The sequence below is a fragment of the Rhizobiaceae bacterium genome (genome assembly GCA_023953845.1).
GTDB lineage: Bacteria > Pseudomonadota > Alphaproteobacteria > Rhizobiales > Rhizobiaceae > Arvimicrobium.
Genome location: JAMLJC010000001.1, coordinates 1,041,593 through 1,068,054 on the forward strand (window position 1 = coordinate 1,041,593; position 26,462 = coordinate 1,068,054).

Below are 26,462 nucleotides of genomic sequence, written 5' to 3' on the forward strand. Positions count from 1 at the left end.
CCATTTCCGCTGTCCGCTCCCGAGCAGCCGGACAATCGGGCCCAAGCCCTTTTCCCCGGTGCTGTTCGGTGGCCACGCCGACCGCTGGCATGGTGTCCCAGCCTATAGAGAATTTCCTGGAATAGTTCTAGACGGTGGGAAGGCAATTTTGCTGCGGCGCAACGCGCAGGCGGAACAGGACAAGTATGCGGCTGGTCGCCGAAAATCTGGCGGGAGAGCGAGGTGGCGAGCTGATATTCTCGGGTATCAGCTTCACGCTTGGGGCGGGCGAGACACTGATCGTTACCGGCCCCAATGGGGCGGGCAAATCGACGCTGCTGCGGGTGATCGCCGGTTTGCTTCCGGTGGCGGCCGGAAACATAGAAATTCCGGACGGTGGCGAGGCATGGCCGGCGCCCGCCGCGGCATGCCACTATCTCGGTCATCAGAATGCGATGAAGACGGCGCTCACCGTGCGCGAGAATCTCGAATTCTGGCGGAGTTTCAACGGCGAGCCGCGATTGGGCATATCGGACGCTCTGGCGGAAGTAGGTCTGGCGAGCATCACGCACCTTCCTTTCGGCTACCTCTCGACCGGCCAGAAACGCCGCGTTTCGCTTGCCAAGCTGCTGGTCAGCCATCGTCCGATATGGCTGATGGACGAGCCCACCGCGGGCCTCGACAAGGCATCCGAAGCAAGGGTCGGCGAACTCATCGCCCGGCATTGCGGCGCCGGCGGCATCGTGCTGGCCGCGACGCATCTGCCGCTGGGCGTGGAGGATGCGAAGGAACTGAGATTGGGGGCCGCTTCCGGATGCTAGCCCTTTTCCTTCGCGACCTGCGCCTGGGTTTTCGCGCCGGTGGCGGGGCGCTGATCGGCATGTTGTTCTTTCTCGCCGTGGTCGCAACCATTCCCTTCGGCATCGGGCCGGACCTCAATCTGCTCGCGCGCATCGGGCCTGCCATCCTCTGGATCGGCGCATTGCTCGCCTCGCTGCTCGGCCTCGACCGGCTATTTCAGGCGGACCGCGAGGACGGCTCGCTGGATTTGCTGATCCTCGCTGCCGACAGGCATATGCTGCCGCTGACCGTGCTCGCCAAATGTCTCGCCCACTGGACGGCGATGGCCTTGCCGCTCGTCGTCGCCGCGCCCTTGTTCGGGCTTCTGATGAACATGGAACCGCTCGGCATCGGCGCCACCACGCTAACCCTTCTGATCGGCACGCCCGCGATCACCTTCGTCGGCGCCGCGGGTGCGGCGGTTGCCGTGGCCCTGCCGCGCGGCGGACTGCTGATCTCCGTGCTCATCCTGCCGCTGGTGGTGCCGGTGCTCATTTTCGGCGTATCTGCAAGCTATGGCGCGGTTGCCGATCCCCAGCCTTTCCTGCAGCCTTTCCTGATGCTCTCGGCGCTGACGCTGGTGCTGGCCGTCATCGGGCCTGTCGCCGCGGCCGCGGCGCTGAGATGGTCGGCGGACTGACGCGCGTCACGAAAAGCTGACGCCGCCGTATGATCTGTGTCAATTGCAGACCGCCATGCCGCGTTCTATGTAGGCGATCATGAGCGACGCCGCTTCCATACCGGCCAGAAGCTGGACAGACATCGCCAATCCGACGCGTTTCGTGGCGCTGGCGGATCGCATCATTCCATGGCTGGCGGGCCTTGCTGCGTTGGCGCTGGCGGCCGGAGTCTATATATCCTTCGCGGCGCCCGAGGATTACCAGCAGGGCATCACCGTCCGCATCATGTATATCCATGTGCCGTTCGCCTGGATTGCGATGATGTGCTATTCGATCATGGCGGTCGCGGCGCTCGGCACGCTGGTCTGGCGGCATCCGCTGGCCGACGTGTCGCTCAAGGCCGCGGCACCGATCGGCGCCGTCTTCACCGCCCTGTCGCTTCTCACCGGCTCGATCTGGGGCAAGCCCATGTGGGGCACCTGGTGGGTCTGGGACGCGCGGCTGACCTCCGTCTTCATTCTCTTCGTGATGTATCTCGGCCTGATCGCGCTGACACGGGCGCTGGACGATCCGGCGCGCTCCGCGCGGGCGGCGGCCGTCATCACGCTGGTGGGATTCGTGAACATCCCGATCATCAAATTCTCGGTGGAGTGGTGGAATACGCTGCACCAGCCGGCCTCGGTGATGCGGCTCGACGGGCCGACGATCCATTCCAGCCTGCTGTGGCCGCTGCTCGTCATGGCGCTCGGTTTCACGCTACTTTTCTTCACGCTGCATCTCGCCGCCATGCGGACGGAGATCTGGCGCCGCCGGGTCGCGGCCATGCAGCGGGTCGCGGCGCGGCGCGCGGAGCATGGCGCATGAGCGCCCACGGCCTCTATGTGATGGCCGCCTATGGCCTTTCGGCGCTTGCGCTCCTGATCACGATCGGATGGATCGTGATCGATCACAGGGGCCGCCGGCGCGATCTCGCGGAACTGGAAGCACGCGGCATCCGCCGCCGCTCGGACGCCGCGCAGCCATGAGCGCGGACACAAACGTACCCGAGGCTTCGGCGTCCCCGCGCCGCCGCGTTTTTCTGGTGCTGCTGCCGCTGCTGATCTTCGCCGGTCTCACGGCTATCTTTCTGGCGCAGCTTCTTTCCGGCCGCGATATTTCCGTCGTTCCCTCGGCTCTGATCGGTCAGGCCGCGCCCGTGACCGAACTGCCTCCGCTGGAAGGCACGAACCTGCCGGGCCTTTCCTCGGCCGATTTCGGCGGCAAGGTCACGCTGGTCAATGTCTGGGCATCCTGGTGCGCTCCATGCCGCGAGGAGCATCCGGTTCTGCTCGGCCTCTCGCAGGATGGACGTTTCGGCATCACCGGACTGAACTACAAGGACAAGCCGGAAAATGCGCGGCGCTTCCTTGGCGATCTCGGCAATCCCTACGGCGCGATCGGTGTCGATGAAACGGGCCGCGCCGCCATCGACTGGGGCGTCTATGGCGTGCCGGAAACCTATGTCGTCGGCCGCGACAGCAAAATCCTCCACCGTCATGTCGGACCGTTGAGTCCCCAGGCGGTCGCAACGGAGTTGATGCCGGTCATCGAAAAGGCGCTGGCCGCGAAATGACGGCGGATGCGCTCAGGCCAGCCGGTCGTCGGCCACCGGCTGGACGATCGCATGTTCACAGGGCGCCGTCAGCGTCCATCTGAGATGCCCCGGCACACGCTCAAGCGTCGCCTTGCCGCTCAGCGACTGCGGTGCGACACGTTGCAGCACCACGCTGCCGAATCCCGACCGTGGTGAACCCGTATCCGCCTGCGCCACGGAGGTTTCGTCCCAGACCAGTTCCATCTGCGGCTCGCGGGCGTCGTCCGCGACGATGCGCCAGTCGATATTGATCTGGCCGGCATTCTCCGACAGCGCGCCGAACTTCGACGAATTGGTGCCGAGTTCGTGGAAGGCCATTCCGAGATGCTGGACCGCGGTCGGCAAGAGGGTCAGCAGAGGTCCCGACAAGGAAATGCGGGACTCATGGCCGAAAGGTCGCAAATGCTCCTGGATGAGATCGAAAAGACTGGTGCCCGACCATTCGGACGTGACCAGCAGATCATGCGAACGGGACAGCGCCATGATGCGGTCACGGATATGATCCTCGAATTCGCGCGGGTCCTTCGATCGCTTGCTGGTCTCGCGCACCATCGACAGGATCACCGCGAACTGGTTCTTCACGCGATGGTTGACTTCGCGCATCAGCGTCTTGATGCGGCGTTCGCTCTCCTTGGCGGCCGTGATGTCGCGCGCGATCTTTGAGGCGCCGATGATCTCGCCATGCCGGTTGCGGATCGGCGAGACGGTCAGCGAAACCGGAACGAGCGTACCGTCCTTCCGCCGTCTCGTGGTCTCGTAGCTCGCGACACGCTCGCCCCGCCGGACGCGGTCTATGATGTCCGTTTCCTCGCCCTGCAAGCCTGGCGGGATGAGCAGCAGAATGGAATTGCCGATCATTTCCTCGGCGGTATAGCCGAACAGCTGTTCCGCGGCGCGGTTCCAGTCGGTGACGATGCTGTTGAGGTCTTTTGCGACGATCGCATCGAAAGAGGAGTCGATGATCGCCGCCAAACGGCCGTCCGCGTCGTATTCGGGTGCTTGCGGAACGCCGCTGACCTCGCCCTTGCGTTCCCCTTGTGACAACTCGCTTCTCCGGCGGCTTCTGTTTTGCCATGCAGCGGCACAGCGTCCGCAGCTCACCAACAGGTTAGCGTTCGTTCGGTTCCCGGTATACCGATTTGCGACCGAAAGGCCGCTGAAATCCCGCAAATTGCTCAGATAGCGCGCAAAAACCCCACGCCAACCGGATTTATGCTGTTTTCCGACGCGTCCGCGTTTTCTTCTTCACCGGCTCCGGCTCCGGCTCCGGCTTTCGCCCGAGGCCGATTTTCCGCGCCAGTTCGGAGCGTTGCGCGGCATAATTCGGCGCGACCATCGGATAATCGGACGGCAGGCCCCATTTCTCGCGATACTGCTCCGGCGTGATGCCATGACTGGTCATCAGATGGCGCTTCAGCGATTTGAATTTCAGGCCATCGTCGAGACAGACGATGTGATCCGGGAAGACCGAACGCTTCGGGTTGACGGCGGGGACGGGCTTTTCCGCTTCCGGCTGGACCGGGGTCGAAAGCCGGCTTAGCGCCGCGCTGACGTCGGAGACCACACTGGATAATTCACCCATCGGGATGCGATTGTTCTTGACGTACGCGCTTACAATTTCGGCGGTACGCTGCAAAAGCTTGTCGGTCATAGTTTCTCAATGCTCCAAATGCTTATCGCTCTACTTGCAAACCGGAAAAATGCAAGCGCACTTATGAGTCTTCGTCATTCCAGACGTTGGGCCAATTGAATTTCTATCCTGGCGGAGAGTCCCTGCGGGACACCACCGCCTCTGCGGGAGGTCGCATAAGATACGAATTCTCTTATTGCAATTCAGTCGCAATTGCAGATAAAGAATAACCTCCCGATGCCGATCGCGGCAGTTGCCGTGATTAACGATGCCCAGGAAGCGCATATGACAGACATGACCAGACGCACCGTGATTGCAGGCATGGCGACCGCCGTGGTTGTCCCGGCCGTTGGACTATTTCCTGCTGCCGCGCAGGATAAATTCAAGGCTGCGACCACCTTCACCGTCATCGCCGACATGGCCAAGAACGTCGCCGGCGACGCGGCGATCGTGGAGTCGATCACGAAGCCCGGCGCGGAAATCCACAATTACGCGCCGACGCCCGGTGACATCAAACGGGCACAGGGCGCGCAGCTTGTCTTCTGGAACGGCCTCAACCTCGAACTCTGGTTCGAGAAATTCTTCCAGAATCTGCGCGACGTCCCGGGCGTGGTGCTGACCGAAGGCATCGAGCCCATGGGGATTTCGGAAGGTCCATATTCAGGCAAGCCGAACCCGCATGCATGGATGTCGCCACAGAACGCGCTGATCTATGTCGACAACATCCGCGACGCCTTCGTCGAGCACGATCCGGCGAACGCGGAAACCTACAAGGCCAACGCGGAAGCCTACAAGGCGAAGATCACGGCGGTCATCGATCCGATCCGCGCCGAACTCGACAAGATCCCTGAAGACAAGCGCTGGCTGGTCTCCAGCGAAGGCGCCTTCAGCTACCTGGCCCGGGATTTTGGGCTGAAGGAGCTCTATCTCTGGCCGATCAACGCCGACCAGCAGGGCACGCCGCAGCAGGTGCGCAAGGTCATCGACGCGGTGCGCGAGAACGGCATCGTCGCCGTCTTCAGCGAAAGCACCATTTCCGACAAGCCGGCGCGGCAGGTGGCGCGGGAAACCGGCGCGCACTATGGCGGCGTTCTCTACGTCGATTCGCTGAGCGAGGCAGACGGCCCGGTGCCGACCTATCTGGATCTCCTGCGCGTTACCGCCGACACGATCGTCAAGGGGCTGACGGAAGGTCTTTCGAAATGATGCTGATGCCCGACGCGCCGGTGAACGCGATTTCGACCGATGCCGGCTCCGGCATTCTGGTCGAAAGGGCATCGGTGACCTACCGCAACGGCCTGACGGCTCTGCGCGATGCGAGCTTCGCCATTCCCACCGGCACCATCACCGCGCTGGTCGGCGTGAACGGATCGGGCAAGTCAACGCTTTTCAAGGCGATCATGGGCTTCGTGCGACTGGCGCGCGGCGAAATCCGCGTGCTCGGCATGCCGGTGGCGGAAGCGCTGCGCAGGAACCTCGTCGCCTATGTCCCGCAGGCCGAGGAGGTCGACTGGAACTTTCCGGTTCTGGTCGAGGATGTCGTCATGATGGGCCGCTACGGCCATATGAACATGATGCGCATCCCGCGCGCAGCCGACCGCGAGGCGGTTTCGGCAGCGCTCGAACGCGTCGGCATGAGCGAGTATCGCAAAAGACAGATCGGCGAATTGTCGGGCGGCCAGAAGAAACGCGTCTTCCTAGCCCGGGCTCTGGCGCAGGATGGCCGCGTGATCCTGCTCGACGAGCCCTTCACCGGCGTCGACGTCAAGACCGAGGACGCCATCATCGACCTTCTGCGCGCATTGCGCGACGAGGGCCGGGTGATGCTGGTCTCCACCCACAATCTCGGCAGCGTCCCTGAATTCTGCGACCGCACCGTGCTCCTGAAAAACACCGTCCTTGCTTACGGCACCACGCAGGAGACCTTCACTCAGGCCAATCTCGAAAAGGCTTTTGGCGGCGTGCTGCGCCATTTCGTGCTTGGCGGTTCAGGCCTGCATGACGATGACGATCGCCGCCGTCTCGCCGTCCTCACCGACGACGAGCGTCCGCTCGTCTTTTATGGCGAGCATGGCGACATGCAGCACAAGCGGCGGGAAGACGGCAGATGATCGAACTGCTCGCCGAGCCCTTCGGCTATCAGTACATGGTCAACGCCATGTGGGTGTCGGCGCTCGTCGGCGGCGTCTGCGCCTTCCTCTCCTGTTATCTGATGCTGAAAGGCTGGTCGCTGATCGGCGACGCGCTCTCCCATTCCATCGTGCCGGGCGTCGCCGGAGCCTATATGCTCGGCCTTCCCTTCTCGATCGGCGCATTTTTCTCAGGTGGTCTTGCCGCCGCCGTCATGCTCTTCCTCAACCAGCGCACCAAGCTGAAGGAAGACGCCATCATCGGCCTGATCTTCTCTTCCTTCTTCGGCCTCGGCCTGTTCATGGTGTCGCTGTCGCCCACTTCGGTGAACATCCAGACCATCGTGCTCGGCAACATCCTCGCCATCACGCCGGAGGATACGCTGCAGCTTGCCGTCATCGGCTTCGTCTCGTTGGCCATCCTGCTGGTCAAATGGAAGGATCTGATGGTCGTCTTCTTCGACGAGAGCCACGCCCGCTCGATCGGGCTCAATCCGACCGCGCTCAAGGTGATGTTCTTCACGCTCCTGTCCGCCTCGACGGTCGCCGCGCTCCAGACCGTCGGCGCCTTCCTCGTCATCTGCATGGTGGTGACGCCGGGAGCGACGGCCTATCTGCTCACCGACCGCTTTCCGCGCCTGCTGGTGATCGCCGTCGCCATCGGCGCGGCCACCAGCTTCGTCGGCGCCTATGCCAGCTATTTCCTTGACGGCGCGACCGGCGGCATCATCGTTGTGCTTCAGACTATGATATTCCTGATCGCTTTCTTCTTCGCGCCGAAACACGGGATGATCGCCGCGCGCCGGCGGGCTGCGGAGACGCTGGAGACACCGACATGAGCATTGTCGAGACCCTTCTCGCTCCGTTCCAGTTCGGCTTCATGATCAACGCACTGATCATCTCGGCGCTGGTCGCCATACCGACCGCCATGCTCTCCTGCTTCCTCGTGCTGAAAGGCTGGTCGCTTATGGGCGACGCCATCAGCCACGCCGTGTTCCCGGGTGTCGTCGTCGCCTATATCGTCGGCCTGCCCTATGCGGTCGGTGCCTTCGTGGCCGGAATCTTCTGCGCCGTCGCGACGGGTTTCCTCAAGGACAACAGCCGCATCAAGCAGGATACGGTGATGGGCATCGTCTTTTCGGGCATGTTCGGGCTCGGTCTGGTGCTCTACGTCAAGATCCAGTCCGACGTGCATCTCGATCATATATTGTTCGGCGACATGCTGGGCATCGGGCTCCGCGACATAGCCGAGACGGCGATCATCGCCGCGATCACGGCCGGCATATTGGGCATCAAGTGGCGGGATTTCCTGCTGCACGCCTTCGATCCGGCACAGGCGAAGGCGGTCGGGCTCAGCGTCGGCCTGCTGCACTACGGCCTGCTCTGCCTGATCTCGCTCGCAATCGTCGGCGCGCTGAAGGCGGTGGGCATCATCCTCGCCATCGCCATGCTGGTGGCACCCGGGGCGATCGCTTTCCTGCTTACGAAAAGGTTCGGGGCCATGCTGGCGCTGTCCGTCGTCATCGCCGTCGTCGCCTCGCTCCTCGGCGTCTATCTCTCCTTTTTCATCGACAGCGCGCCGGCGCCCACCATCGTGCTGCTGCTGGCGCTCCTGTTTGTCGCAGCCTTTGTCGTTACCGCGGTGCGCACCGGCAGCGTCAAAACAAGCGAAACGGGATGACCGGCCGCTATCGCGCGGCCCCGCGCTTCTTCAACCGCCGCACATAGATTTCCAGCTTGTGGCTGACGATGGAAAAGCCGTGCTTGCGGGCGATCTCTTCCTGCAGCCGCTCGATCTCCTCGGACTGGAACTCGACGACATCGCCGGTTTCCACGTCGATCAGATGATCGTGATGTTCGTGCGGCGCCGTCTCGTATCGTGCGCGCCCGTCGCCAAAGGTGTGACGCTCCAGAATGCCCTTCTCGCGCAGGAGGTTGACCGTTCGATACACTGTCGCAAGCGAAATGGTGGGCTCGATAGCGGTGACCCGGCGGTGCAGTTCGACCGCGTCGGGGTGGTCGCTCGAATCCGACAGCACCCGTATGATGACGCGGCGGGGTCCGGTCACGCGCAGACCGAACTCCTTGCATCGCGCGATGATGTTCTTTTCCTGAGGCATTCGCCAGTTCTCCGGGGCCTCGCCCACCCGTGGTCAGATCGCGGCGAGAAGGACCGCGAGCAGCAGCGTGTTGCTATCGCGGATGCGCCGCAAATGCAAAAGCGCATGTCTGGACTGGAACTTCGTGCCGGAAGCACATGCCGGACCGGACTTCGCCGGAACTTCAGTCTCGGTCCGAGAGACTCGTTTGCAGATGATCCAGCAGGTCGTCGAGCCGGCCGTTGCTCGAAAACATCTTCGGCATGGTGACGACAAGGTCCAGCCGATCCCTGACGCTTGCGACGGCCACCAGGGTGACCCCCGGAAACGGGACCGGAAGACAACTGCGAAGGCGAAATCCGTCAAAACTGTATTCGTCAGGATCTATTCGGCCGAGCGTCGATATGACGGCCGTCTGGAACGGCCACTTCGTCCGGAGCACCGCCCGCATCGTCAAGCGATCGATCAAGCGGCGTGGCAGCAGTCCTATTATCCAGGCCCCACGTCGCGGGTAGGCCTCCATACGTGCCTGCAACATGGTGTCCAGCTTGCGCCGGAAATCGGCAGCGTCTTCACCCTTGTCGAGCGCCACCCGCAACTGACCGGTGCAGTTCGTGGTCGCCAGCAAGCCGGGCAGGTGCCGGCGAAGATCGACGGGGATCGTGAACAGCGCCGGGAGCGTGCTGTGGCCGTGCATATACCTGGCCAGCGCCTCGGCGAGGCGGGCAAGAAGATTACGCCCGTTTGCCCGGAAGCCGATCCGTCGCCATTCAAAACCCCGGTCGCTGCCCTGTGGCGGTCCGGTCAGCCAGTCTGTTTCGATCTTCGGTTCGTCCGGCCTAGAACAGGTAAGTGTACGTTTGATATCGACGCCGGCAAGCCCGGTATTGCTGCCGAGCAGCGCTTCGCCGCGCAGGGCGCGGAAGATTTCCGCCATGAAATGAAGTGCGCCCCGCCCGTCCATCACCGCATGCGAGGTGCGCAGGATGACGAGTCGCCCGCGCGGCGACTCGTTGACGAGGATGATCTCGGTGCACGGTCCGTTTTCCAGTGAAATCACTGCGTCATATATGAATTCGGAGCCTGACCCCGACATGCCGTCCCAGTCGGTCCGCTCCACGAATCTCAGCCGTGGCGGCTTGCCGTCCTTGGCCCAGCGCGCACGTCCGAGCCTGTCGACCAGCCGGAGACGGCAACCCGGATTGACCGCGCTGACCCTTTCAAGCGCACCGCGCCAGAAATCCTGGTCGAAGTCCGGTCCTTCGCCTTCGAGCACGAAGACCACGAAGGCAGGAGCGAGGGCCTGTCCTGTGATGCCTATGCTTGAAAACACATATTCGGGCGCAGTCAGCGGCCGTTCTACCCCGACATAACGTTCGAGACGCGCGAGATCGATTGCCCGCTGGCGGGCAGTTGCCGGAACTATTGCGTTCAAGCTTGTCCCCCCGGACGGCCCGATCAATGACGCATTCTACACAACCATGACGCAACTTTAAGAAGAAATTCCGCTGCGTCACGGGAAGGTGACCGGACGCACGTCTGGCACGCGGTCGAAAGCGTCGACATGAGACCCCTTGGGTCGGCGCCGATGCAATGCAAGAGTATGAAGGCCGGAAGCCGACATGGTCCGGCGCTAGATTGGAAAGGACGATGAATGGCTAAGAAGATACTGCTCGCCGGCGAATCCTGGGTATCCACGGCGACGCACATCAAGGGCTTCGACCAATTTCCGACGGTTACCTACCATACCGGCGCGGACACTCTCCTTTCAGCCCTCAGGCAATCGGCTTTCGACGTCAGATTCATGCCTGCGCATGAGGCACAGCGCGAGTTTCCGCAGACGATGGAAGCGCTTTCCGCCTATGACGCCGTCGTCCTTTCCGATCTCGGCGCCAACACGCTGCTTCTGCATCCTGACACCTGGATACATTCGAAACCGACGCCCAACCGGCTGAAACTGATACGCGATTATGTTCGCGCGGGCGGCGGCCTGCTTATGTTTGGCGGCTACTACAGCTTCCAGGGCATCAATGGCGGCGCGCGCTATCGCCGAACCCCGGTGGAGGACGTGCTCCCGGTCACCTGCATGCCCATGGACGATCGCGTCGAAGTGCCTGAAGGCTTTGCGCCGGTCGTAACGGGCCAGGACCATCCGATCCTGAAAGGCCTTGGCAAGGACTGGCCGCTTCTTCTCGGCTTCAACGAAGTGACCGTGAAGGACGGTGCGGAAGTGCTGGCCACGGTCACCGCCGATTATCATTCGCTGCCGCTGCTCGTCACCGGCACCTACGGAAAGGGACGGTCGGTCGCCTGAACGTCCGATGTCGGCCCGCACTGGCTGCCGCCGGAGTTCAGCGCATGGTCCGGCTATAAATCCCTGTTCGAGCAGATGCTCGCATGGGCGACCGCGTCGGAATGAACCCGGCAGGTGCTTGACAAGCGCTGGAATTGACCTCCTATGTGCAATTGTGCGCAAACTTGTCATACAGGATTGAGCACTCTGCACGGGAGGGCAGATCGCTGGAGCAGATGCCGGAGGAGGCGGGCGAAAGCCTCGTCAGCCAGACGATCGACGCTATCACGCGGCATATCCGCGTGAACGATCTGGGGCCGGGCGACCGGCTCCCGAGCGAATCCCAGTTTTCGCGTGAAATGGGCGTGTCGCGCACCGTCGTTCGAGAGGCCTTCCGTTCGCTGGCGGCGATGCGCCTGATCGGCTTGAGCGCAGGCCGGCGCGCCGTCGTCGCCGAACTCGACTATGGCGCCATGTCGCCGGTCATCCAGCACGGCGTACATATCGAGCAGATTTCGATCCAGCAGATCTACGACGTGCGGCGCACCATCGAGATGCGGACCGCCGCCCTCGCCGCGCTCAGGCGCACCGGAGAGGAAGGCCGTATCATCCTCGATCATGCCCGCGCGATGCGCGGAGGCCTCGACGACGTACCCGCCATCATGGAGCATGATCTCGCCTTCCATCTGACGATCGCCAAGGCCGCCAAGAATCCGGTTTTCACCCTTATCGTCGGCGCATTCGACGGCGTCACGCGCCAGACGTGGCCGATCGGCTGGAAGAGCCGCCAGTCCATGGCGGAACAGATCGCCATGCTTGATCTCCATTGCGAGCTTGCCGAAGCGATCGCCGCCGGCGAGCCCGCGAGAGCGTCTGACCTCATGGCGAGGCATTTCGACGGCAGTGTCAGGGCGCTTGTCATGGCCGGCATAGCATGAGCGGCGACCTATGAAGATTACGGGCATAGAGACGATCCGGATCGAGGAGCGGCCGAACCTGCTCTGGCTCCATGTAAGGACGGATGAAGGGCTGACGGGGCTCGGCGAAACCTTCTTCATGGCCGAGACGGTCGAGGCCTATCTCCATGAATATGTGGCGCCCCGCGTCATCGGACGCGATCCGCTGCAGATCGATCTTCTCGCGCAGGACCTCACCGGCTACCTCGGCTTTCGCTCCACCGGCGTCGAGATGCGCGGCAATTCCGCTTTCGACATTGCCCTCTGGGACATTTTCGGCAAGGCGACGGACCAGCCCGTCGCGCAGCTGCTCGGCGGGTTCAGCCGCAGGAGCATCCGCACCTACAATACCTGCGCCGGTACGGAATACATCAAGAAGGCGACCGGCCAGACATCCGCGAACTACGGTCTCGACGCCGCCCGGAGCGGCTATGACGATCTAAACGGCTTCCTTTTCCGCGCCGACGAACTCGCGCAATCCCTCCTTGAGGAGGGCATAAGCGCGATGAAGATCTGGCCGTTCGACATGGCGGCCGAGAGGACGCGCGGCCAGTATATCTCGAGTGCCGATCTCAGGCAGGCGCTGGCGCCTTTCGAAAAGATCCGCGCCGCGGTGGGTGACCGCATGGACATCATGGTCGAGTTCCATTCCATGTGGCAGCTCCTGCCGGCCATGCAGATCGCCCGCGAACTGACGCCCTTCAGGACTTTCTGGCACGAAGACCCGATCCGCATGGACAGCCTGTCCAGCCTGAAGCGCTACGCGGACGTTTCCACCGCTCCCATCTGCGCCTCGGAGACGCTAGGCTCCCGCTGGGCGTTCCGCGATCTTCTGGAAACCGGCGCCGCCGGCATCGTCATGCTCGACGTCGCATGGTGCGGCGGCCTGTCGGAGGCGCGCAAGATCGCCGCGATGGCGGAAGCATGGCATCTGCCTGTCGCCCCGCATGACTGCACAGGCCCGGTCGTGCTCTGCGCCTCGACGCACCTTTCGCTCAACGCACCGAATGCGCTCGTTCAGGAGAGCGTACGTGCCTTCTATCGCACCTGGTATCGCGATCTGGTGACCGCGCTGCCGGAGGTGAAGGATGGCATGATCACTGTTCCCCCCGGCGCCGGGTTGGGAATGGAACTGAACCCGGAGATGGACCGCGCCTATACGGTCCGTCGCCGATCAAGCGAAGCGGCGTGACCCGACGGTCGACGGCGCAAAAGTGGAGGAGAGAGAATGAGAAGACAGGTTTTTGCAGCACTGATCGCAGGCACGGCGCTGGCAGCCGGTTTTGCGGGCACCGCGAGCGCACAGGAGCCGATGAACATCGCCTTCACCGTGCATTCCTCGGCGTCGAATCCGTTCTGGCAGGCGGTGAAGAAAGGCTTTGACGACGCCTGCGCCAAGATCCAGGCGAACTGCCAGATGGTGTTCACGCAGACGGAAGGCTCGATCGACCAGCAGCAGGCGAACATGCAGGCCGCGCTCGCCGCCAATCCGGACGCGCTGATCACGTCGATCGTCGACAACATCGCCTTCGACCAGCCGATCGCCGACGCGCGCAAGGCAGGCGTCATCGTCATCGCCACCAATGTCGACGACACGGAAGGCGGGGCCGGCAACGAGCGGCAGGCCTTTATCGGCCAGGGCTTCATCCCTGCCGGCTACGAGCTCGGCAAGAAGATGTCGGAATTCTTCCCCGCCGAAGGTCCGATCAAGGCCGTCGTCGGCGTCTCGGCGCCCGGCCAGAACTGGTCCGAGCAGCGCGCCGCCGGCATCATCAAGTACCTCGAGGAGTTCAAGGCGGCCAATTCCGGACGTGAGGTGAAGATCGAGCGCCTCGACACCGGTACGGACGGCGCGGTCGTTGCCGATCGCGTCGGCGCCTATCTGTCGGCCAACCCCGATACGACCGTCTATTTCGACACCGGTCTCTGGCACGCTTACGTTGCTCAGGTGCTCGTCGATCGCGGCGTGGAGCCCGGCAAGGTGCTGATGGGCGGCTTCGACATCGTGTCCGAGGTGCTGACCCAGATGGAGGCCGGCTATATCCAGGTGCAGGTCGACCAGCAGCCTTACATGCAGGGCTTCATGCCGGTCATGGAAGCCTATCTTTCCAAGAACTTCGGCCTGCTGCCGGCAGACATAGACACCGGCAAGGGCATCATCGTCAAGGAAGACGTGCCGCGTCTCAAGGAACTGGCGGCGCAGGGCGTCCGCTAACTCCCCGCAAGCGAGCGGCCGCGGCGCAATCCCGCCGCGGCCGTCCCTTTCCCCGAACCGGAGTGACCGATGAAGCGCTTGATGAAGATTTACCTGGAGAAACCGGAGCTGGCGGCAGTCGTTTTCCTCGTCATCCTGCTTATCGTCTTCCAGATCCGGTCGAATGGCGTCTTCCTCGGCGCGCAGAACCTGCGCGGCATGCTTGGTCTCCTGCCCGAAATGGGACTGGTCGCCATCGGCGTCACGCTGCTGATGATTTGCGGCGAGTTCGATCTTTCCGTCGGCTCCGTCTTCGCGTTGACGCCGATGACAATGGCCGTTCTGCTAGCCGGCGGCACGCCGTTTCTGCCGGCTTTCATCGCGGGCCTCATCGTCGCCGCGCTGGTCGGCCTCGCCAACGGGCTCGTCACGATCAAGTTCAACATACCGAGTTTCATCACGACACTGGGCATGATGTTCGTGGCGCGGTCGCTGACGGTGGTGATCTCGGGCGGCTTTCCGCCGGTCATCCCGGCGAACGCGCTGCCCCGCTGGCTCTTCACCGTCTATGTCGGTCCGGGTGAGCTTTTCCGCATGTCGTTCTTCTGGTTCCTGGCGGTGGCGATACTGGTCACCGTGCTTCTGTCGCGGACGAATTTCGGCAACTGGGTACGGGCGACCGGAGGCTTCCTTCCCGCCGCGCAATCCATGGGCATTCCCACGGCGCGCGTGAAGGTCGCCTGCTTCATGATCTGCTCGGTGCTCGCCGGTTTCGCCGGCACCATTCAGGTCATGCGGCTCGGTGCGCCGCTGCCCTCCATCGGCGAGGGGCTCGAACTTCAGGCCGTATCGGCCGCCGTCATCGGCGGCGCGTCGCTCGCCGGCGGCATCGGCACCATCCTCGGCGGCATACTCGGAGCAGCGCTTATCCGCGTCATCGACAACGGCCTCGTGCTGAGCCAGGTCGACGCCAACTGGTTCAAGATGGCGATCGGCCTTCTCACCATCTTCGCCGTGGTCGTCAACGCATGGCTGCGCAAGAAAGCGCGCGCGATGAAGGTGGAGACGTGAGATGACGAGCCCCATCATCCAGATCCGCAATCTCGAGAAATGGTATTCGGGCGTCCATGCGCTGAAGGACGTGTCTCTCGACATCTATCCCAACGAGGCGCTCGGACTGGTCGGCGACAACGGCGCCGGCAAATCCACGCTCATCAACATCCTGTCCGGTACGCAGAAGCCGGACGGCGGCGAAATCAGACTGGAGGGGCAGGAGGTCCGCTTTTCCAACCCGCGTGACGCGATGAACCGCGGCATCGAGACGATCTACCAGTACAATTCCATGGTGCCGACCATGACCATCGCCCGCAATGTCTTCATAGGCCGGGAACCCATCAAGGCGTCGGTCATGGGGATCGGCATCCTCGACCAGAAGCGCATGCGCGAGGAAAGCATCAAGGCCATCGCGGACGTCGACCTTCACCTGAGATCCCCCGACGCGCTGGTCGGCGAACTGTCGGGCGGCCAGCGGCAGGGCGTGGCGATCGCGCGCGCCATGCACTTCAAGTCCAAGGTCATGATCCTCGACGAACCGACCAATCACCTCTCGGTCAAGGAAACCAACAAGGTGATCGGCTTCGTGCGCGGGCTGAAGGCGCAGAACATCACCGGCATCTTCATCAGCCACAACATGCATCATGTCTTCGAATGCTGCGACCGGGTGGTCGCCATGGCACGCGGCGAAATCGTGCTGGACAAGCGCATCGGCGACACCTCGATCGAGGAAATCCATACGGTCCTGTAGGACCGGCCGCATTCAGGATTTTGCGCGTCGCCTTATCCCCGAGGCGACGGCGTCTCGGCATCCGGATCGATTGCGCGCGCCTCTGAAGGCAGCAGGATGGGGATGCCGTCCCGGACGGGGTAGGCGAGCTTGGCCAGCCGCGACACCAGTTCGTTCCGCGTCGCGTCCCACTGCAGCGGCCCCTTGGTCAGCGGGCACACCAGCAATTCGAGAAATCGGCGATCGATCCTGTGAGCGGTCTCTCGGTTTTCCATGGTCACGCCGCGGCCGTCTACGGCGACATTAGCCGGGTATGATCGGCTTTGTCAGCCTCCGTATCCGCTATTGCAATGTATTGCCCGAGCTTTCGTCACCGCGCGCCAGCTCCATTTCGGTGATGGCGATGAGAGTTTCCGCGCGCGTCTTGAGGTCGGGCGCTTCCAGCAGCGCCTGCTTCTCCGCCGGTCCGTAGGGCGCCATCATGGACAGCGCGTTGACCAGCGTGGCATTCTCGGCGCGGCTGACGCTCTGCCAGTCAGCCTCCATCTTGTTGGCGTCGAGATAGGCCCTCAACGCCTTGAGCAAACCGGTCCGGTTGATCTCCTCTCCGGCGTTTTCGGCAAGATCGGCTGCGAAGGGAAGAATCGAACAGAGCCGATAGGGCTTGTCCGTCGGCTGTTCGGCCATGACCCGGAAGCGCGCGACGCCGTGCAACATGATCAGATAGCGCCCGTCGCCCGTCTCCGAAATCGACGTGAGGCGGCCGAGGCAGCCGACATCGCAAAGCTCGGGTTCGTCGTCGGCGCGCCGGGAGCCGTCGAGACGCGGCTGGATCATGCCGATCAGCCGGGAATCGTTCAGAGCCTCATCGACCATCTGCAGGTAGCGCGGCTCGAAGATGTTCAGCGGCAGTCGCCCGCCCGGCAGCAGCAGCGCTCCGGTGAGCGGGAACACCGGAATCGTGCGCGGAATATCCTCGACCTGTCTGTAGAATACGTTCCCGGCCTGCACCGTGGCCTCCTCCGGTCTCCCGAAAAAGATGGGGCGCCGCGCCGAAAGCTCAAGCGTCCTGCGGCGACCGACCGCCGTTCCCGGCTTTACGAGAACAACAGCGACGACAGCCTGCGGCGCGCGGAGAGCGTCGCATCGTCGGCCATGCCCCACGCTTCGAAGAATTTCAGCAGTTGCGCGCGTGCGCCATCGTCGCGCCAGGTACGGTCGGCCCTGACGATCTCCAGCAGATTTTCCGCCGCCGCCATGCGATCGCCTCTGGCGTTCTGGATCATGGCCAGATCGAAGCGCGCATCGTGATCCCCGGGATTTGCGGCGAGCCGCTTCTCGAATTCCGCCGCGTCGCCGAGTTCGGCGGCTTCCGCCGCCAGCGCGATCCTGGAGCGGATACCGGCCAGAGCCGACGCCGCCTTCGGATCGTCCGGGGCGGTTGCGAGGATCTGTTCCGCTGCCGTCGAATCGCCGGCTTCGAACAGGAGTTCGGCCAGCCCGGCAATGGCGTCGACATTGTCGGGCGCCTGTTCCAGCACCGCCGAATAGATGTCGGCCGCCGTCTGCGCGTCGCCGGCTTCACGCGCCTCCTTTGCGGCCGCCAGCGCGTCGGCCAGTTGTCCGCCCGGCGCGCCCTTGCCCGCGACGCGCTCGATGAAGGCCGCCACCTGCGTTTCCGGCAGCGCGCCCATGAAGCCGTCGACAGGCTGCCCATCCTTGAAGGCGATGACGGCGGGGATCGACTGGATACCGAGCTGGCCGGCAATCGAAGGATGTTCGTCGATGTTCATCTTGACCAGCTTGACGCGTCCGCCGGCGGCATTGACCGCTTTCTCGATGATCGGCGTCAGCTGCTTGCAAGGCCCGCACCACGGCGCCCAGAAATCGACCAGAACCGGCTGGCGCCGCGACTCCTGGATGACATCCGTGCTGAAAGCGGCCGTCGTCGTGTCCTTGATCAGCCCTGCGGGCGCATTGGCCGGAGCGGCGTCACCGAACTGGACACTCGGCGCATACCCGCCGCCGGCGCTACGATAGGGATTGTCGTCGATGGCCATGGTCGTGTCGTTCCGCTTCGATGGTCAGCTGGCGCGGGTCGCCGCCCGCGAGCCAGCATGTGGCGATCAGCCGCCGGTTTTCAAGATGTTGGCGGTTTGCAGGATGTTGAAGGCGTGGCCGGTAGACTCGACGAAGCGCTTCACGTCTTCCGTCCGGATGGACGTCGTCGCCACGTTGGTCAGCGGATGTGCATTGATGACATCATGAACGAGAAGATTGTCGTCGATAAAGAAGGCCACTCTGTTTGCCTTGTCGTTCAGCAGCCCGAACAGCGTCACCGCGCCGGGCGTCACACCCAGCAGGTCCAGCAGCGCTTCCGGCTTGCCGAAGGAGACGCGGCTCGCCGCGCCGATCACGCCATGGATCGACTTCAAATCGACCATGGCCTCCTCGTCCGCAGTGATCAGAAAGAAATTATTCTTCTTGTCCTTGAGAAAAAGGTTCTTCGTATGCCCGCCTTCGATCTTGCCGCGCAACGCCTGCGAATCGGCGACGGTGAAAAGCGGCGGATGCGAGACGGTGGTCGTCTCGATGCCGAGGTCGCGGAGGTGGGCGAAAAGGTCGTCTGGGCTGGCGGGCATGGCGATCCGGGCGGGAAATAACGAAGTCACGCCTAATCGGAATTGCCACGCACCGCAACCTTCGTGCCTGGCCACGACAGCGAATCTGCCTTCAAAGACGTCGCAACCTTCGCCGTAACGCCTTCCAGCCGCAATCATGGCGCACGTGTATGCTGCGCCGCCTGGTCGCGGTTCGCCCCGAGTTGGCCCCAGGTTGCCACACCCGGCATTGCCGCGCGTCTGGAAGCCTTGCACCCACCCTTACGCTAGGGCAGAAAATGGCCTTGTTTTCCTATTGCAATCATCCAGCTCTTCGGCCATATAGGCGCGGCTTGCGGCGCTGGCGCCGCGCGAGCGGGTGTAGCTCAGGGGTAGAGCACAACCTTGCCAAGGTTGGGGTCGAGGGTTCGAATCCCTTCGCCCGCTCCAGTTTCTCGCAGTTAAATCAATAGCTTAGAAAGCACGGTGCGGAGCTTTTTTGCTTACATGATCTTAGTGGCTGCGTTGTGTAAGCATCTTGTAAGCAGGCGAAGGGGTATTCTCGGATACCAAGGCGCGATTTCGGCCATCATTTGCAATTGAAAGATTGGCCGCACCATAGCTATGGTCAGCGCGGTGCCTGCTTATGAAAGCCGCTACGTGGCATACTACCGCATCACAAACGACACTGACGGTCGCTTGCACGGCTCAACGGATCATTCTCACAGAGGAACGGAGGGCTTCAGGTGGAGCCCTCTCTTTCAGGAATTGTGGAGTGTCTGCTCGAAGCCCAGCGCCTGAGAGATCCGTGCGGCTGCCTCGGTAACGGCCGCGATTTGTTCAGGATATGGTGTAGGTGGCACGAATTGCACCGAACCCACAATCGCGATTGTACCGACGAGTTGCCCGCCGTGATCGAATATTGGTGCAGCGAGCGCGTTTATTCCTACAAGCATCGTCTCTGGCGAAACAGACCAACGTTGCCGTCGCACTTGCTCAACACGTCGCAGCAAGCTCTCGTAATCTGTTAGTGTGTGATCCGTCAGGCGTTCGAGTTTTACCCAACGCTGCTGTTCCAACAATCTTTCCGGACCGAAGCCGAGGCCCAGAAGACCTTGAGCTGAACTGTGAAACTGCATCAACGTGCCGGTTCGCGTGGTGATCTCGATGGCATTGCGCGTCCGCGCCATCCCAAGAATGCGCATCCCGGATTCTTCAAGTTGCGAAAGTGTTGCGGTCTGGTGCGTCCTCTGGCTTAGCATCTCAAGATGCGGCTGCGCCTCTCTCAAGAGGCTCCGATGGCTGGCATAGGCTTGACCAAGCAAATATATGCGGCTCGACGCCACATAACGGCTCGATGAATCTTGTTCAACGTACCCTGCTGCGATGAGGGTGCGCAGGCAGCGGAACAGCCTGGTCTTCGTTATACCGAGAGCCAACGCGCTTTCGGTGACGCTGCAAGGTGCACCAGCCTCGACAAGATACTCAAGAACGCGAAAAGCGAGCAGCGCCGAGCGGACCTCGTCGCCATTCAATTCTTGCTCCGATTCTGTCTTATCTGTCGTTTCCTTGACAGCCATAACGTGCGCTCCTGATTCACTCTGTTTTACTATTTGCGCCGCAGCGTAACCGCGGAACGTTACCCCGCTCAATGTCGGGACATATACGCTCGCGCGGCCCGCAGTTTACTGAGTGAGTCCTTATCCTAGCTGCGCTTGGGCATGGTGAAATTCATCACCGTCCGCCCGCCGTCGGCAACGATTGTTTGACCTGTAATGTACGAGGCCTGCTCGCTCAACAGAAATGCAACGACTTCCGCGATCTCGGCCGTCTCAGCCAAGCGCCCGATGGGAGTGCGCGACAAGACCATCTCGGCGGACGCGGGGTCGGTCATGAGAAGCGCCGCCTGTGCGGTATTGACGGTTCCCGGCGCCACGGCATTTACGCGGATTCCATATGGTGCGAGCGTCAAGGCCAGAGCCCGAGTCAGCATGTTTACGCCGGCCTTGGACATGCCGTAGGCGATCATTTTCGGCGAGGCGAACGATGCGCTCACCGACGACATGTTGACGATCGAGCCGGCACCGTTGGCGACCATTACGCGTGCTGCTGCTCGCGACACCAGGAACGGGCCGCGCAGATTAGTGCGTAGCGCTTGGTCGAACCGATCGTCCTCGATCTCGAAGATATCGCCGGCCGGGACGATCGCCGCGTTATTGACGCAAAAATCGAGCCGCCCGAATTCGGCGACCGCCTTATCCACGAGTCCTGCGGCTTCAGCCGCATCGCCGACGTCGCAGCGATGGAAAATTGCGCGCTCGATACCGCCCGCCTCGGCGCGACCTCGTTCAGCATCAATGTCGGCCAGGACGACGGAGGCGCCTTCCTGCGAGAGCTTCTTGGCGATTGCCAGCCCAATTCCCTGAGCAGCGCCGGTGACGATTGCGACTTTGTCTGCGTGACGCATCCTTATCTCCCTTAAAATTAAACGGAACATCTGTTACGCTATGCGAAACGAAAATCATACTGAAAAAGGAAATTCGGATTGTCAATTCTGAAAATATGAGATTGACAACTCATTTCAGAGTCGCTTAGTTCTATATTCCGTAACCGGTGTTTCGTAATACGAAACTCAAAAAGCTAACTATGAACAACTTTGGGAGGAGCCAATCGTGCTGATTAACAGGAAGGTCGAGCATCTCGGGGCAGTGGGCATCAGGGTCCCGTCAAATGTCTGGACCGAAACAATCCGCTTCTACGCGGACATTCTTGGGTTACAGATCGAGGACAAAAGCGAGAGCTGCATCCTCATGCGCGCCAAGCGGGACCGAAAGGCCTATACGCTCGCGCTATATCGCTCCGATCGACCCGGCCTGCAGTTCGGTTTGTGGAAAGTACCGGAAGCTGCGGACCTCGAGGAGATTGCCCGGGTTGCCGGCGAACACAGTTTGTCGGTGAAAGCAGTTTCGCGGGATACACTTCCGGGCATTACGAATGCCATCGAAGTGATCGATCAGGGCGGTCATCGCATGGTCTATACTGATCGCCTGCCGATGTCGGCGCCGCGTCCCGAGCCGTATCGCGGCATAAGCGTGCATGCGATCGATCATCTCAATATCAACTACAAGGACACGCTTGAACAGGCCCGGAGTTACTATATGGACGGGCTCGGTTTCCAGCTTAGTGACCGCGCCGATATTGGAGGCACGCCCCTAGCTTACTGGACGCGTGTGTCCGACAAACACCATGATCTTGCCATCATGGCCGGCGGTAACTTCTTTCACCATGTGGCGTTCCGCGTTGTTGGGCCGGATGATCTGAGGCGTGCTTTGGACCAATTCGCTGACCTCAACTACCCGGTGGAGGTTGGTCCAGGCGCGCATTCACCGTCAGGTATGTACTTCATCTATGTGAAGGATCCGGCCGGCAATCGTGTCGAGCTTTATCTGGATGAGGGGCGGTCCTGGGAGCATTGGGAACCGCGATTCTTCTCTGATCTGGATAAAGAGAAATATCCTTTGAAGACGCTGCTGGCCCGCTGGGGCGAGGTCCCGCCTCCTCCCTTCTATGAGACCGGTACGTAAGTTCAACTGAGCTGTACCACACGCACTTTGAGCAATTTGAAGCGCGGCCGATCAGGTCAGTGATCGGCCGTGTAGTTAGCCACTTGCATGCAAGTAAGGGGTGCAAGGGCTCTGCGCTGGCAATCTTTGCCACCATCCACACTGAAGTTTCTGCCGCGGAAGGCGTGCAGCAATGATCAAACTGTAGCGGACGGATTTATTACATTAATCAAATGTTATGACGGCGCAAAGCTTCAACTGTAACAGTGAAAATGTCGATTAGATAAAATCAAGAGAGAGATTCAATTGTTTCTCGCAGATTCTGTGATCGAACAACTTGATGGGATTCCGGCTGAATGACTGTGAATCTTCGAATAACTTGGACGGAGGAGTAACTCATGACCTATTCTTTGGCGGTGGATATTGGCGGCACGTTCACCGATATCGTGCTGCGCAATTCGGACGGCCATCTGACGGTCGACAAGACTCTCACCACGCATGACGATCTGTTGAAAGGCTTCTTCGGCGGAGTGAACGCCGTGTTGGCCAATGCCGGCATCTCGCCCGATGCGGTGGATGGTGTCGTCGTGCATGCCACCACCGTGGTCACTAATGCCCTGATTGAGCGGAAGGGGCCACCGACCGCACTAGTGGTGACCAAGGGCTTCCGGGACGTGCTCGCGATCCGCAATGAGCATCGATACGACATGTATGATCCGCAAATCGAGTTTCCCGCGCCGCTGGTGCCGGAAGGGCTGACCTTCGGCATTGCCGAACGTACGCTTTCGGATGGAACCGTGCTGGCTGCGCCGTCCGACGACGACATCGAGATGCTTGCAGCAGAAATTCGCGAGAGCGGCGCTCAGTCGGTAGCGATCTGCTTTCTCAACAGCTTTGTGAACCCGGCCAATGAGGCATTGGTGGCAGGAGAGCTGTCGCGGTTGCTCAACGATGTCTTTATCTGCACGTCCTCGGATGTTGCTCCGCAGATCCGCGAATATCCGCGTGCCTCTACTGCGGCAGTCAATGCCTATACGATGCCGATATCTCAGCCCTATCTCCGTCGGCTCAGCGACCGGCTGCGCACGGAAGGCTTTTCCAACACGCCGCTCATCATGTTGAGTTCCGGCGGTGTTGTCGGCGCGGAGACTGCCGGCCGCAATCCGGTGCGCATGATCGAGAGCGGTCCGGCTGCAGGTGCGCTCGCCGCTTGCCACTACGCCGAAGTACTCGGCATCGACCGATTAATGTCCTTCGACATGGGCGGCACAACCGCCAAGGCCTGCCTGATCGAAAACCGCACGCCCCTGGTGACCGGACTATTCGAGGTCGACCGTCGCTACCGTTTCAAGGAAGGCAGCGGCCTTCCGGTGACAGTGCCCTCAATCGACCTGATCGAAATCGGCGCCGGCGGCGGTTCGATCGCCTATGTCGATGAACTTGGCCTCCTGAAGGTCGGTCCGGAAAGCGCGGGTTCCAACCCAGGCCCTGCCTGCTACGGTCGGGGCGGCAGCGAAGCGACGGTTACCGACGCCGACCTGGTGCTGGGACTGATCGACGCCGAGAATTTCCTCGGCGGCGACATGCAGCTCGATAAACCCGCAACCGAACGTGCCATGCAAAAGCTTGCCGACGGCCTCAATACAACGCCGGTGCAAGCTGCCCGCGGCATCTATCGCGTAGTCACCGAGGCGATGGCCTCGGCGGCCCGGGCGCATGCTACGGACCGTGGTGTTGACTACCGCGGCCTGCCGCTCTTCGCTTTTGGCGGTGCCGGTCCCTTGCACGCCTGCGGCGTTGCCGAACTGTTGCAGAGTTCCTCGGTCATCGTGCCGCCGCGCTCAAGCGTGTTGTCAGCTTTTGGAACGCTGGTCACGCCGCTTCGTCTCGATCTCGTGCGTTCCAATCTCGTGCGGTTGGATTCGATTGACTGGGAGCGTACCGCCAATCTCCTCAGCGAACTCGAAAAAGAAGGCCGTATGGCGCTGATGGAAGCCGGCTGCGAACCCTCGGAAATCGAGGTTCATGTCGGTGCCGACATGCGCTATTTCGGCCAGCAGCATGAAGTAACCGTGACTTTCAACAAAGATCCGCGCCAGACCCGCGATATCGCGGCGCTCGCGGCTCTGTTCGAGGATGCCTACAAGACGCTTTACGGCATCAATCCGAACCATGTCCCCGTCGAAATCGTCTCGTGGCGCATTGTCGTCAACGGTCCCGCCATTCGCTTCCATCCTGCGGGACAACCGGCGCGCGCGCCTGGCCAACCGAAGGCGTATCGGCCGGTCCATGCCTGGCAAGACGATGAAAAGGTGCCGGTCTACGACCGCAAGGATCTCGCTGTCGGTCAATCGGTCGCAGGGCCGCTGATCATTGAGGAGCGTGAGACCACAACCGCCATTCCACCGAACTGGACGGCGACCATCGATAGTGTTGGCTGCATCATTGCGACCAAAAAAACGAAGATCAACTGAGGAGTATCGGCCATGGACGGCGTTGAACTTGAAATTCTCTGGTCGAACCTCATCGGGATCGTAACCGAACGCGCCAAGGCGCTACAGCGCATCGCTTTTTCGCCGATCGTCCGCGAAGCGGGCGACCTTGCCTGTGCGCTGTTCGACCAGCGCGGCCGTATGGTTGCGCAGGCCAATACCGGCACGCCGGGCCATATCAATTCACTGGCCTTCGCCGGCGCCCATCTGGTGAAGGAGTTTGCCGGCCGCTGCGAACCGGGGGACGTCCTGATTACCAACGATCCTTGGCTCTCAGCGGGGCATTTCTTCGACATCACCGTGCTGACGCCAATCTTCAACGGCGACAGGCTGATCGCCTATATTGGCTCCACCATCCACCATACGGATATCGGCGGCTACGGCATCGGTGCCGGCGCGCGCGATGTCCACGAGGAAGGCCTCTGGATCCCGCCGCTCAAGCTCTATGAGCGCGGTGTCGCCAATCCCGTTCTGAGCGCCATGATCCGTCGCAACGTGCGAACCCCGGATGCGGTGTTCGGCGACCTTGCGGCACAGGTATCCAGCGGCCAGGCGGCGGCCGAGCATCTAATCGCGCTCTGCGAGCGTCAGGGCGTCGAGGATATCGAACTCCTGTCGGACGAAATCATCGCCCGTTCCGAGGAAGCGACGCGAGCGGCGATCCGTAAGCTGAAGCCGGGCACCTATCACGGCGAATCCAGCTTCGATGTGCCAGGCGGTGAAATCATCACGCTCAAGACGGCCGTGACCGTCGACAGCGAGGCGGGCAGCATCATCGTCGATTTCGAAGGCTCGTCATGGCAGACCTCTACCGGCATCAACGTAGTACTCAACTACACTCATGCCTATTCAACATTCGCGATCCGCAGTTGCCTCAATCCGGAGCTGCCCAATAACTATGGCAGCCTGGCGCCGATCGAAGTGCGGGCACCGGAAGGTTCGATCATCAACTGCAAATATCCAGCACCGGTCAACGCACGCCACGTCGTCGGTATGTATGTGCCGATGCCGATCCTGAAGGCGCTTTACCAGGTAATTCCGAAGCAGGTTCTGGCTGAGGGATCGGGTGCAGTCTGGACCATCCAGATCCAGGGAAAGAATGCAGCCGGCCAGTCCTTCACGTCATCGATGTTCAATTATTCCGGCGGCATGGGTGCGCGGGCGGAGAAGCCTGGCCCGAGTGCCACTTGCTATCCGACGGGCGTCGCGGCCGTGCCGATCGAGATTCTTGAAGCGGCGATGCCGATCGTCTTCGACCAGAAGGAGCTGCGCCACGGGTCTGGCGGTGAAGGCCGGGTTCGGGGTGGTGAAGGTCAGTCGATCGGCTTCCATATGCGGACCGACCAGCCCTGGCTGCTGAATGCAGTGCCGAGCCGCCTCAACAATGGACCGGAAGGCATCGGCGGCGGACTGCCCGGCGCGTCGGGCCGGTTCCTGGTCAACGGCAAGCCGGTGAGTGAAGCGCGCAAGCTCACCATGCAGCCGGGTGATCAGGTGCTGCTCGAAACGCCGGGAGGCGGAGGTTTCGGCGCGCCTGTCTAAGGCACGTTTCAGGAAGCGCAGCAATCCAAAACCAAATTGATGATGTGGACGGCCCTCCGAACCCGTCGCGCGAGATGCTAAGATCATTCTGCGCAACTCAGAGAAGGAA

Annotated in this window: 27 protein-coding genes, 1 tRNA gene and 1 pseudogene; 19 read left to right on the forward strand and 10 right to left on the reverse strand. The window is 61.8% G+C overall.

Annotation, left to right across the window (positions count from 1 at the left end):
* Window positions 1–185 precede the first annotated feature (185 nt).
* The 5 genes from ccmA to M9955_05225 all read left to right on the forward strand — a co-directional run bounded on the left by ccmA (window position 186) and on the right by M9955_05225 (window position 3,051).
* Window positions 186–800: a heme ABC exporter ATP-binding protein CcmA gene (gene ccmA / locus M9955_05205; GenBank protein MCO5081042.1), complete on the forward strand. Its 615-nt coding sequence runs from the start codon at window positions 186–188 to the stop codon at window positions 798–800.
* Window positions 794–1,459, forward strand: a complete 666-nt coding sequence (gene ccmB / locus M9955_05210) for a heme exporter protein CcmB (protein MCO5081043.1) — start codon at window positions 794–796, stop codon at window positions 1,457–1,459. Before ccmA ends, ccmB begins: the two co-directional genes overlap by 7 nt.
* Window positions 1,460–1,538: 79 nt before the next feature.
* Window positions 1,539–2,303, forward strand: coding sequence for a heme ABC transporter permease (locus M9955_05215; GenBank protein MCO5081044.1), 765 nt, complete (start codon window positions 1,539–1,541; stop codon window positions 2,301–2,303).
* Window positions 2,300–2,464: a heme exporter protein CcmD gene (ccmD, locus tag M9955_05220; GenBank protein MCO5081045.1), complete on the forward strand. Its 165-nt coding sequence runs from the start codon at window positions 2,300–2,302 to the stop codon at window positions 2,462–2,464. The genes M9955_05215 and ccmD overlap by 4 nt, the downstream gene beginning before the upstream one ends.
* Complete coding sequence (locus tag M9955_05225; GenBank protein MCO5081046.1) at window positions 2,461–3,051, forward strand: DsbE family thiol:disulfide interchange protein; 591 nt, start codon at window positions 2,461–2,463, stop codon at window positions 3,049–3,051. Before ccmD ends, M9955_05225 begins: the two co-directional genes overlap by 4 nt.
* Window positions 3,052–3,063: 12 nt before the next feature.
* On the opposite strand, the gene M9955_05230 is transcribed toward M9955_05225, so the two are convergent.
* On the reverse strand, window positions 3,064–4,116 hold the full coding sequence (locus M9955_05230) for a PAS domain S-box protein (protein MCO5081047.1): 1,053 nt from the start codon (window positions 4,114–4,116) through the stop codon (window positions 3,064–3,066).
* Between the two features lie 166 nt (window positions 4,117–4,282).
* On the reverse strand, window positions 4,283–4,723 hold the full coding sequence (locus M9955_05235) for a MucR family transcriptional regulator (GenBank protein ID MCO5081048.1): 441 nt from the start codon (window positions 4,721–4,723) through the stop codon (window positions 4,283–4,285).
* Window positions 4,724–5,023: 300 nt separating this feature from the next.
* On the opposite strand from M9955_05235, the gene M9955_05240 reads away from it, so the two are divergent.
* Genes M9955_05240 through M9955_05255 form a run of 4 tightly spaced genes read left to right on the forward strand, consistent with a single transcriptional unit; the run spans window position 5,024 to window position 8,512 of the window.
* A complete protein-coding gene (locus M9955_05240; protein ID MCO5081049.1) occupies window positions 5,024–5,908 on the forward strand; it encodes a metal ABC transporter substrate-binding protein in 885 nt (294 codons plus the stop codon).
* A 5-nt stretch (window positions 5,909–5,913) separates the two neighbouring features.
* Window positions 5,914–6,813 (forward strand): manganese/iron ABC transporter ATP-binding protein, encoded by a 900-nt coding sequence (locus M9955_05245; GenBank protein MCO5081050.1) that lies wholly within the window; start codon window positions 5,914–5,916, stop codon window positions 6,811–6,813.
* Window positions 6,810–7,670, forward strand: coding sequence for an iron/manganese ABC transporter permease subunit SitC (sitC, locus tag M9955_05250; protein ID MCO5081051.1), 861 nt, complete (start codon window positions 6,810–6,812; stop codon window positions 7,668–7,670). The genes M9955_05245 and sitC overlap by 4 nt, the downstream gene beginning before the upstream one ends.
* Window positions 7,667–8,512, forward strand: coding sequence for a metal ABC transporter permease (locus M9955_05255; GenBank protein MCO5081052.1), 846 nt, complete (start codon window positions 7,667–7,669; stop codon window positions 8,510–8,512). Before sitC ends, M9955_05255 begins: the two co-directional genes overlap by 4 nt.
* A gap of 7 nt (window positions 8,513–8,519) precedes the next feature.
* On the opposite strand, the gene M9955_05260 is transcribed toward M9955_05255, so the two are convergent.
* Both M9955_05260 and M9955_05265 read right to left on the reverse strand, forming a co-directional pair.
* Window positions 8,520–8,951 carry a transcriptional repressor gene (locus tag M9955_05260; protein MCO5081053.1) on the reverse strand — a complete coding sequence of 144 codons (432 nt, stop codon included), beginning with the start codon at window positions 8,949–8,951 and terminating at the stop codon, window positions 8,520–8,522.
* Between the two features lie 163 nt (window positions 8,952–9,114).
* Window positions 9,115–10,050, reverse strand: coding sequence for a hypothetical protein (locus tag M9955_05265; protein ID MCO5081054.1), 936 nt, complete (start codon window positions 10,048–10,050; stop codon window positions 9,115–9,117).
* A 534-nt stretch (window positions 10,051–10,584) separates the two neighbouring features.
* Here M9955_05265 and M9955_05270 point away from each other — a divergent pair.
* The 6 genes and pseudogenes from M9955_05270 to M9955_05295 all read left to right on the forward strand — a co-directional run bounded on the left by M9955_05270 (window position 10,585) and on the right by M9955_05295 (window position 16,177).
* Window positions 10,585–11,349, forward strand: a pseudogene (locus M9955_05270) (glutamine amidotransferase).
* Window positions 11,350–11,459: 110 nt separating this feature from the next.
* The gene (locus M9955_05275; GenBank protein MCO5081055.1) at window positions 11,460–12,161 is read left to right on the forward strand and encodes a FadR family transcriptional regulator; all 702 of its coding nucleotides are present in this window, start codon (window positions 11,460–11,462) and stop codon (window positions 12,159–12,161) included.
* Between the two features lie 10 nt (window positions 12,162–12,171).
* On the forward strand, window positions 12,172–13,371 hold the full coding sequence (locus tag M9955_05280; GenBank protein ID MCO5081056.1) for a mandelate racemase/muconate lactonizing enzyme family protein: 1,200 nt from the start codon (window positions 12,172–12,174) through the stop codon (window positions 13,369–13,371).
* Window positions 13,372–13,407: 36 nt separating this feature from the next.
* Window positions 13,408–14,394, forward strand: coding sequence for a sugar ABC transporter substrate-binding protein (locus M9955_05285; protein MCO5081057.1), 987 nt, complete (start codon window positions 13,408–13,410; stop codon window positions 14,392–14,394).
* A 69-nt stretch (window positions 14,395–14,463) separates the two neighbouring features.
* On the forward strand, window positions 14,464–15,444 hold the full coding sequence (locus M9955_05290) for an ABC transporter permease (protein ID MCO5081058.1): 981 nt from the start codon (window positions 14,464–14,466) through the stop codon (window positions 15,442–15,444).
* Between the two features lies 1 nt (window position 15,445).
* The gene (locus tag M9955_05295; GenBank protein ID MCO5081059.1) at window positions 15,446–16,177 is read left to right on the forward strand and encodes an ATP-binding cassette domain-containing protein; all 732 of its coding nucleotides are present in this window, start codon (window positions 15,446–15,448) and stop codon (window positions 16,175–16,177) included.
* A gap of 32 nt (window positions 16,178–16,209) precedes the next feature.
* Here M9955_05295 and M9955_05300 read toward each other — a convergent pair whose 3' ends face one another.
* The 4 genes from M9955_05300 to M9955_05315 form a co-directional block, all read right to left on the reverse strand.
* Complete coding sequence (locus tag M9955_05300; GenBank protein MCO5081060.1) at window positions 16,210–16,431, reverse strand: Trm112 family protein; 222 nt, start codon at window positions 16,429–16,431, stop codon at window positions 16,210–16,212.
* 67 nt (window positions 16,432–16,498) lie between these two features.
* Window positions 16,499–17,167 (reverse strand): LON peptidase substrate-binding domain-containing protein, encoded by a 669-nt coding sequence (locus tag M9955_05305; protein ID MCO5081061.1) that lies wholly within the window; start codon window positions 17,165–17,167, stop codon window positions 16,499–16,501.
* Window positions 17,168–17,253: 86 nt separating this feature from the next.
* Window positions 17,254–18,216, reverse strand: a complete 963-nt coding sequence (gene trxA, locus M9955_05310; GenBank protein MCO5081062.1) for a thioredoxin — start codon at window positions 18,214–18,216, stop codon at window positions 17,254–17,256.
* A gap of 66 nt (window positions 18,217–18,282) precedes the next feature.
* Window positions 18,283–18,798, reverse strand: a complete 516-nt coding sequence (locus tag M9955_05315; GenBank protein MCO5081063.1) for a prolyl-tRNA synthetase associated domain-containing protein — start codon at window positions 18,796–18,798, stop codon at window positions 18,283–18,285.
* 333 nt (window positions 18,799–19,131) lie between these two features.
* Here M9955_05315 and M9955_05320 point away from each other — a divergent pair.
* Window positions 19,132–19,206 (forward strand) — tRNA-Gly (locus tag M9955_05320).
* 311 nt (window positions 19,207–19,517) lie between these two features.
* On the opposite strand, the gene M9955_05325 is transcribed toward M9955_05320, so the two are convergent.
* A complete protein-coding gene (locus M9955_05325) occupies window positions 19,518–20,336 on the reverse strand; it encodes an IclR family transcriptional regulator (GenBank protein MCO5081064.1) in 819 nt (272 codons plus the stop codon).
* 125 nt (window positions 20,337–20,461) lie between these two features.
* Window positions 20,462–21,223, reverse strand: coding sequence for an SDR family oxidoreductase (locus M9955_05330; protein MCO5081065.1), 762 nt, complete (start codon window positions 21,221–21,223; stop codon window positions 20,462–20,464).
* 205 nt (window positions 21,224–21,428) lie between these two features.
* Here M9955_05330 and M9955_05335 point away from each other — a divergent pair, with 205 nt between their 5' ends.
* The 3 genes from M9955_05335 (at window position 21,429) to M9955_05345 (ending at window position 26,353) form a co-directional block, all read left to right on the forward strand.
* Window positions 21,429–22,340: a VOC family protein gene (locus M9955_05335; protein ID MCO5081066.1), complete on the forward strand. Its 912-nt coding sequence runs from the start codon at window positions 21,429–21,431 to the stop codon at window positions 22,338–22,340.
* 377 nt (window positions 22,341–22,717) lie between these two features.
* Window positions 22,718–24,793 carry a hydantoinase/oxoprolinase family protein gene (locus M9955_05340; GenBank protein MCO5081067.1) on the forward strand — a complete coding sequence of 692 codons (2,076 nt, stop codon included), beginning with the start codon at window positions 22,718–22,720 and terminating at the stop codon, window positions 24,791–24,793.
* Window positions 24,794–24,805: 12 nt separating this feature from the next.
* Window positions 24,806–26,353, forward strand: a complete 1,548-nt coding sequence (locus M9955_05345) for a hydantoinase B/oxoprolinase family protein (protein MCO5081068.1) — start codon at window positions 24,806–24,808, stop codon at window positions 26,351–26,353.
* Window positions 26,354–26,462 lie beyond the last annotated feature (109 nt).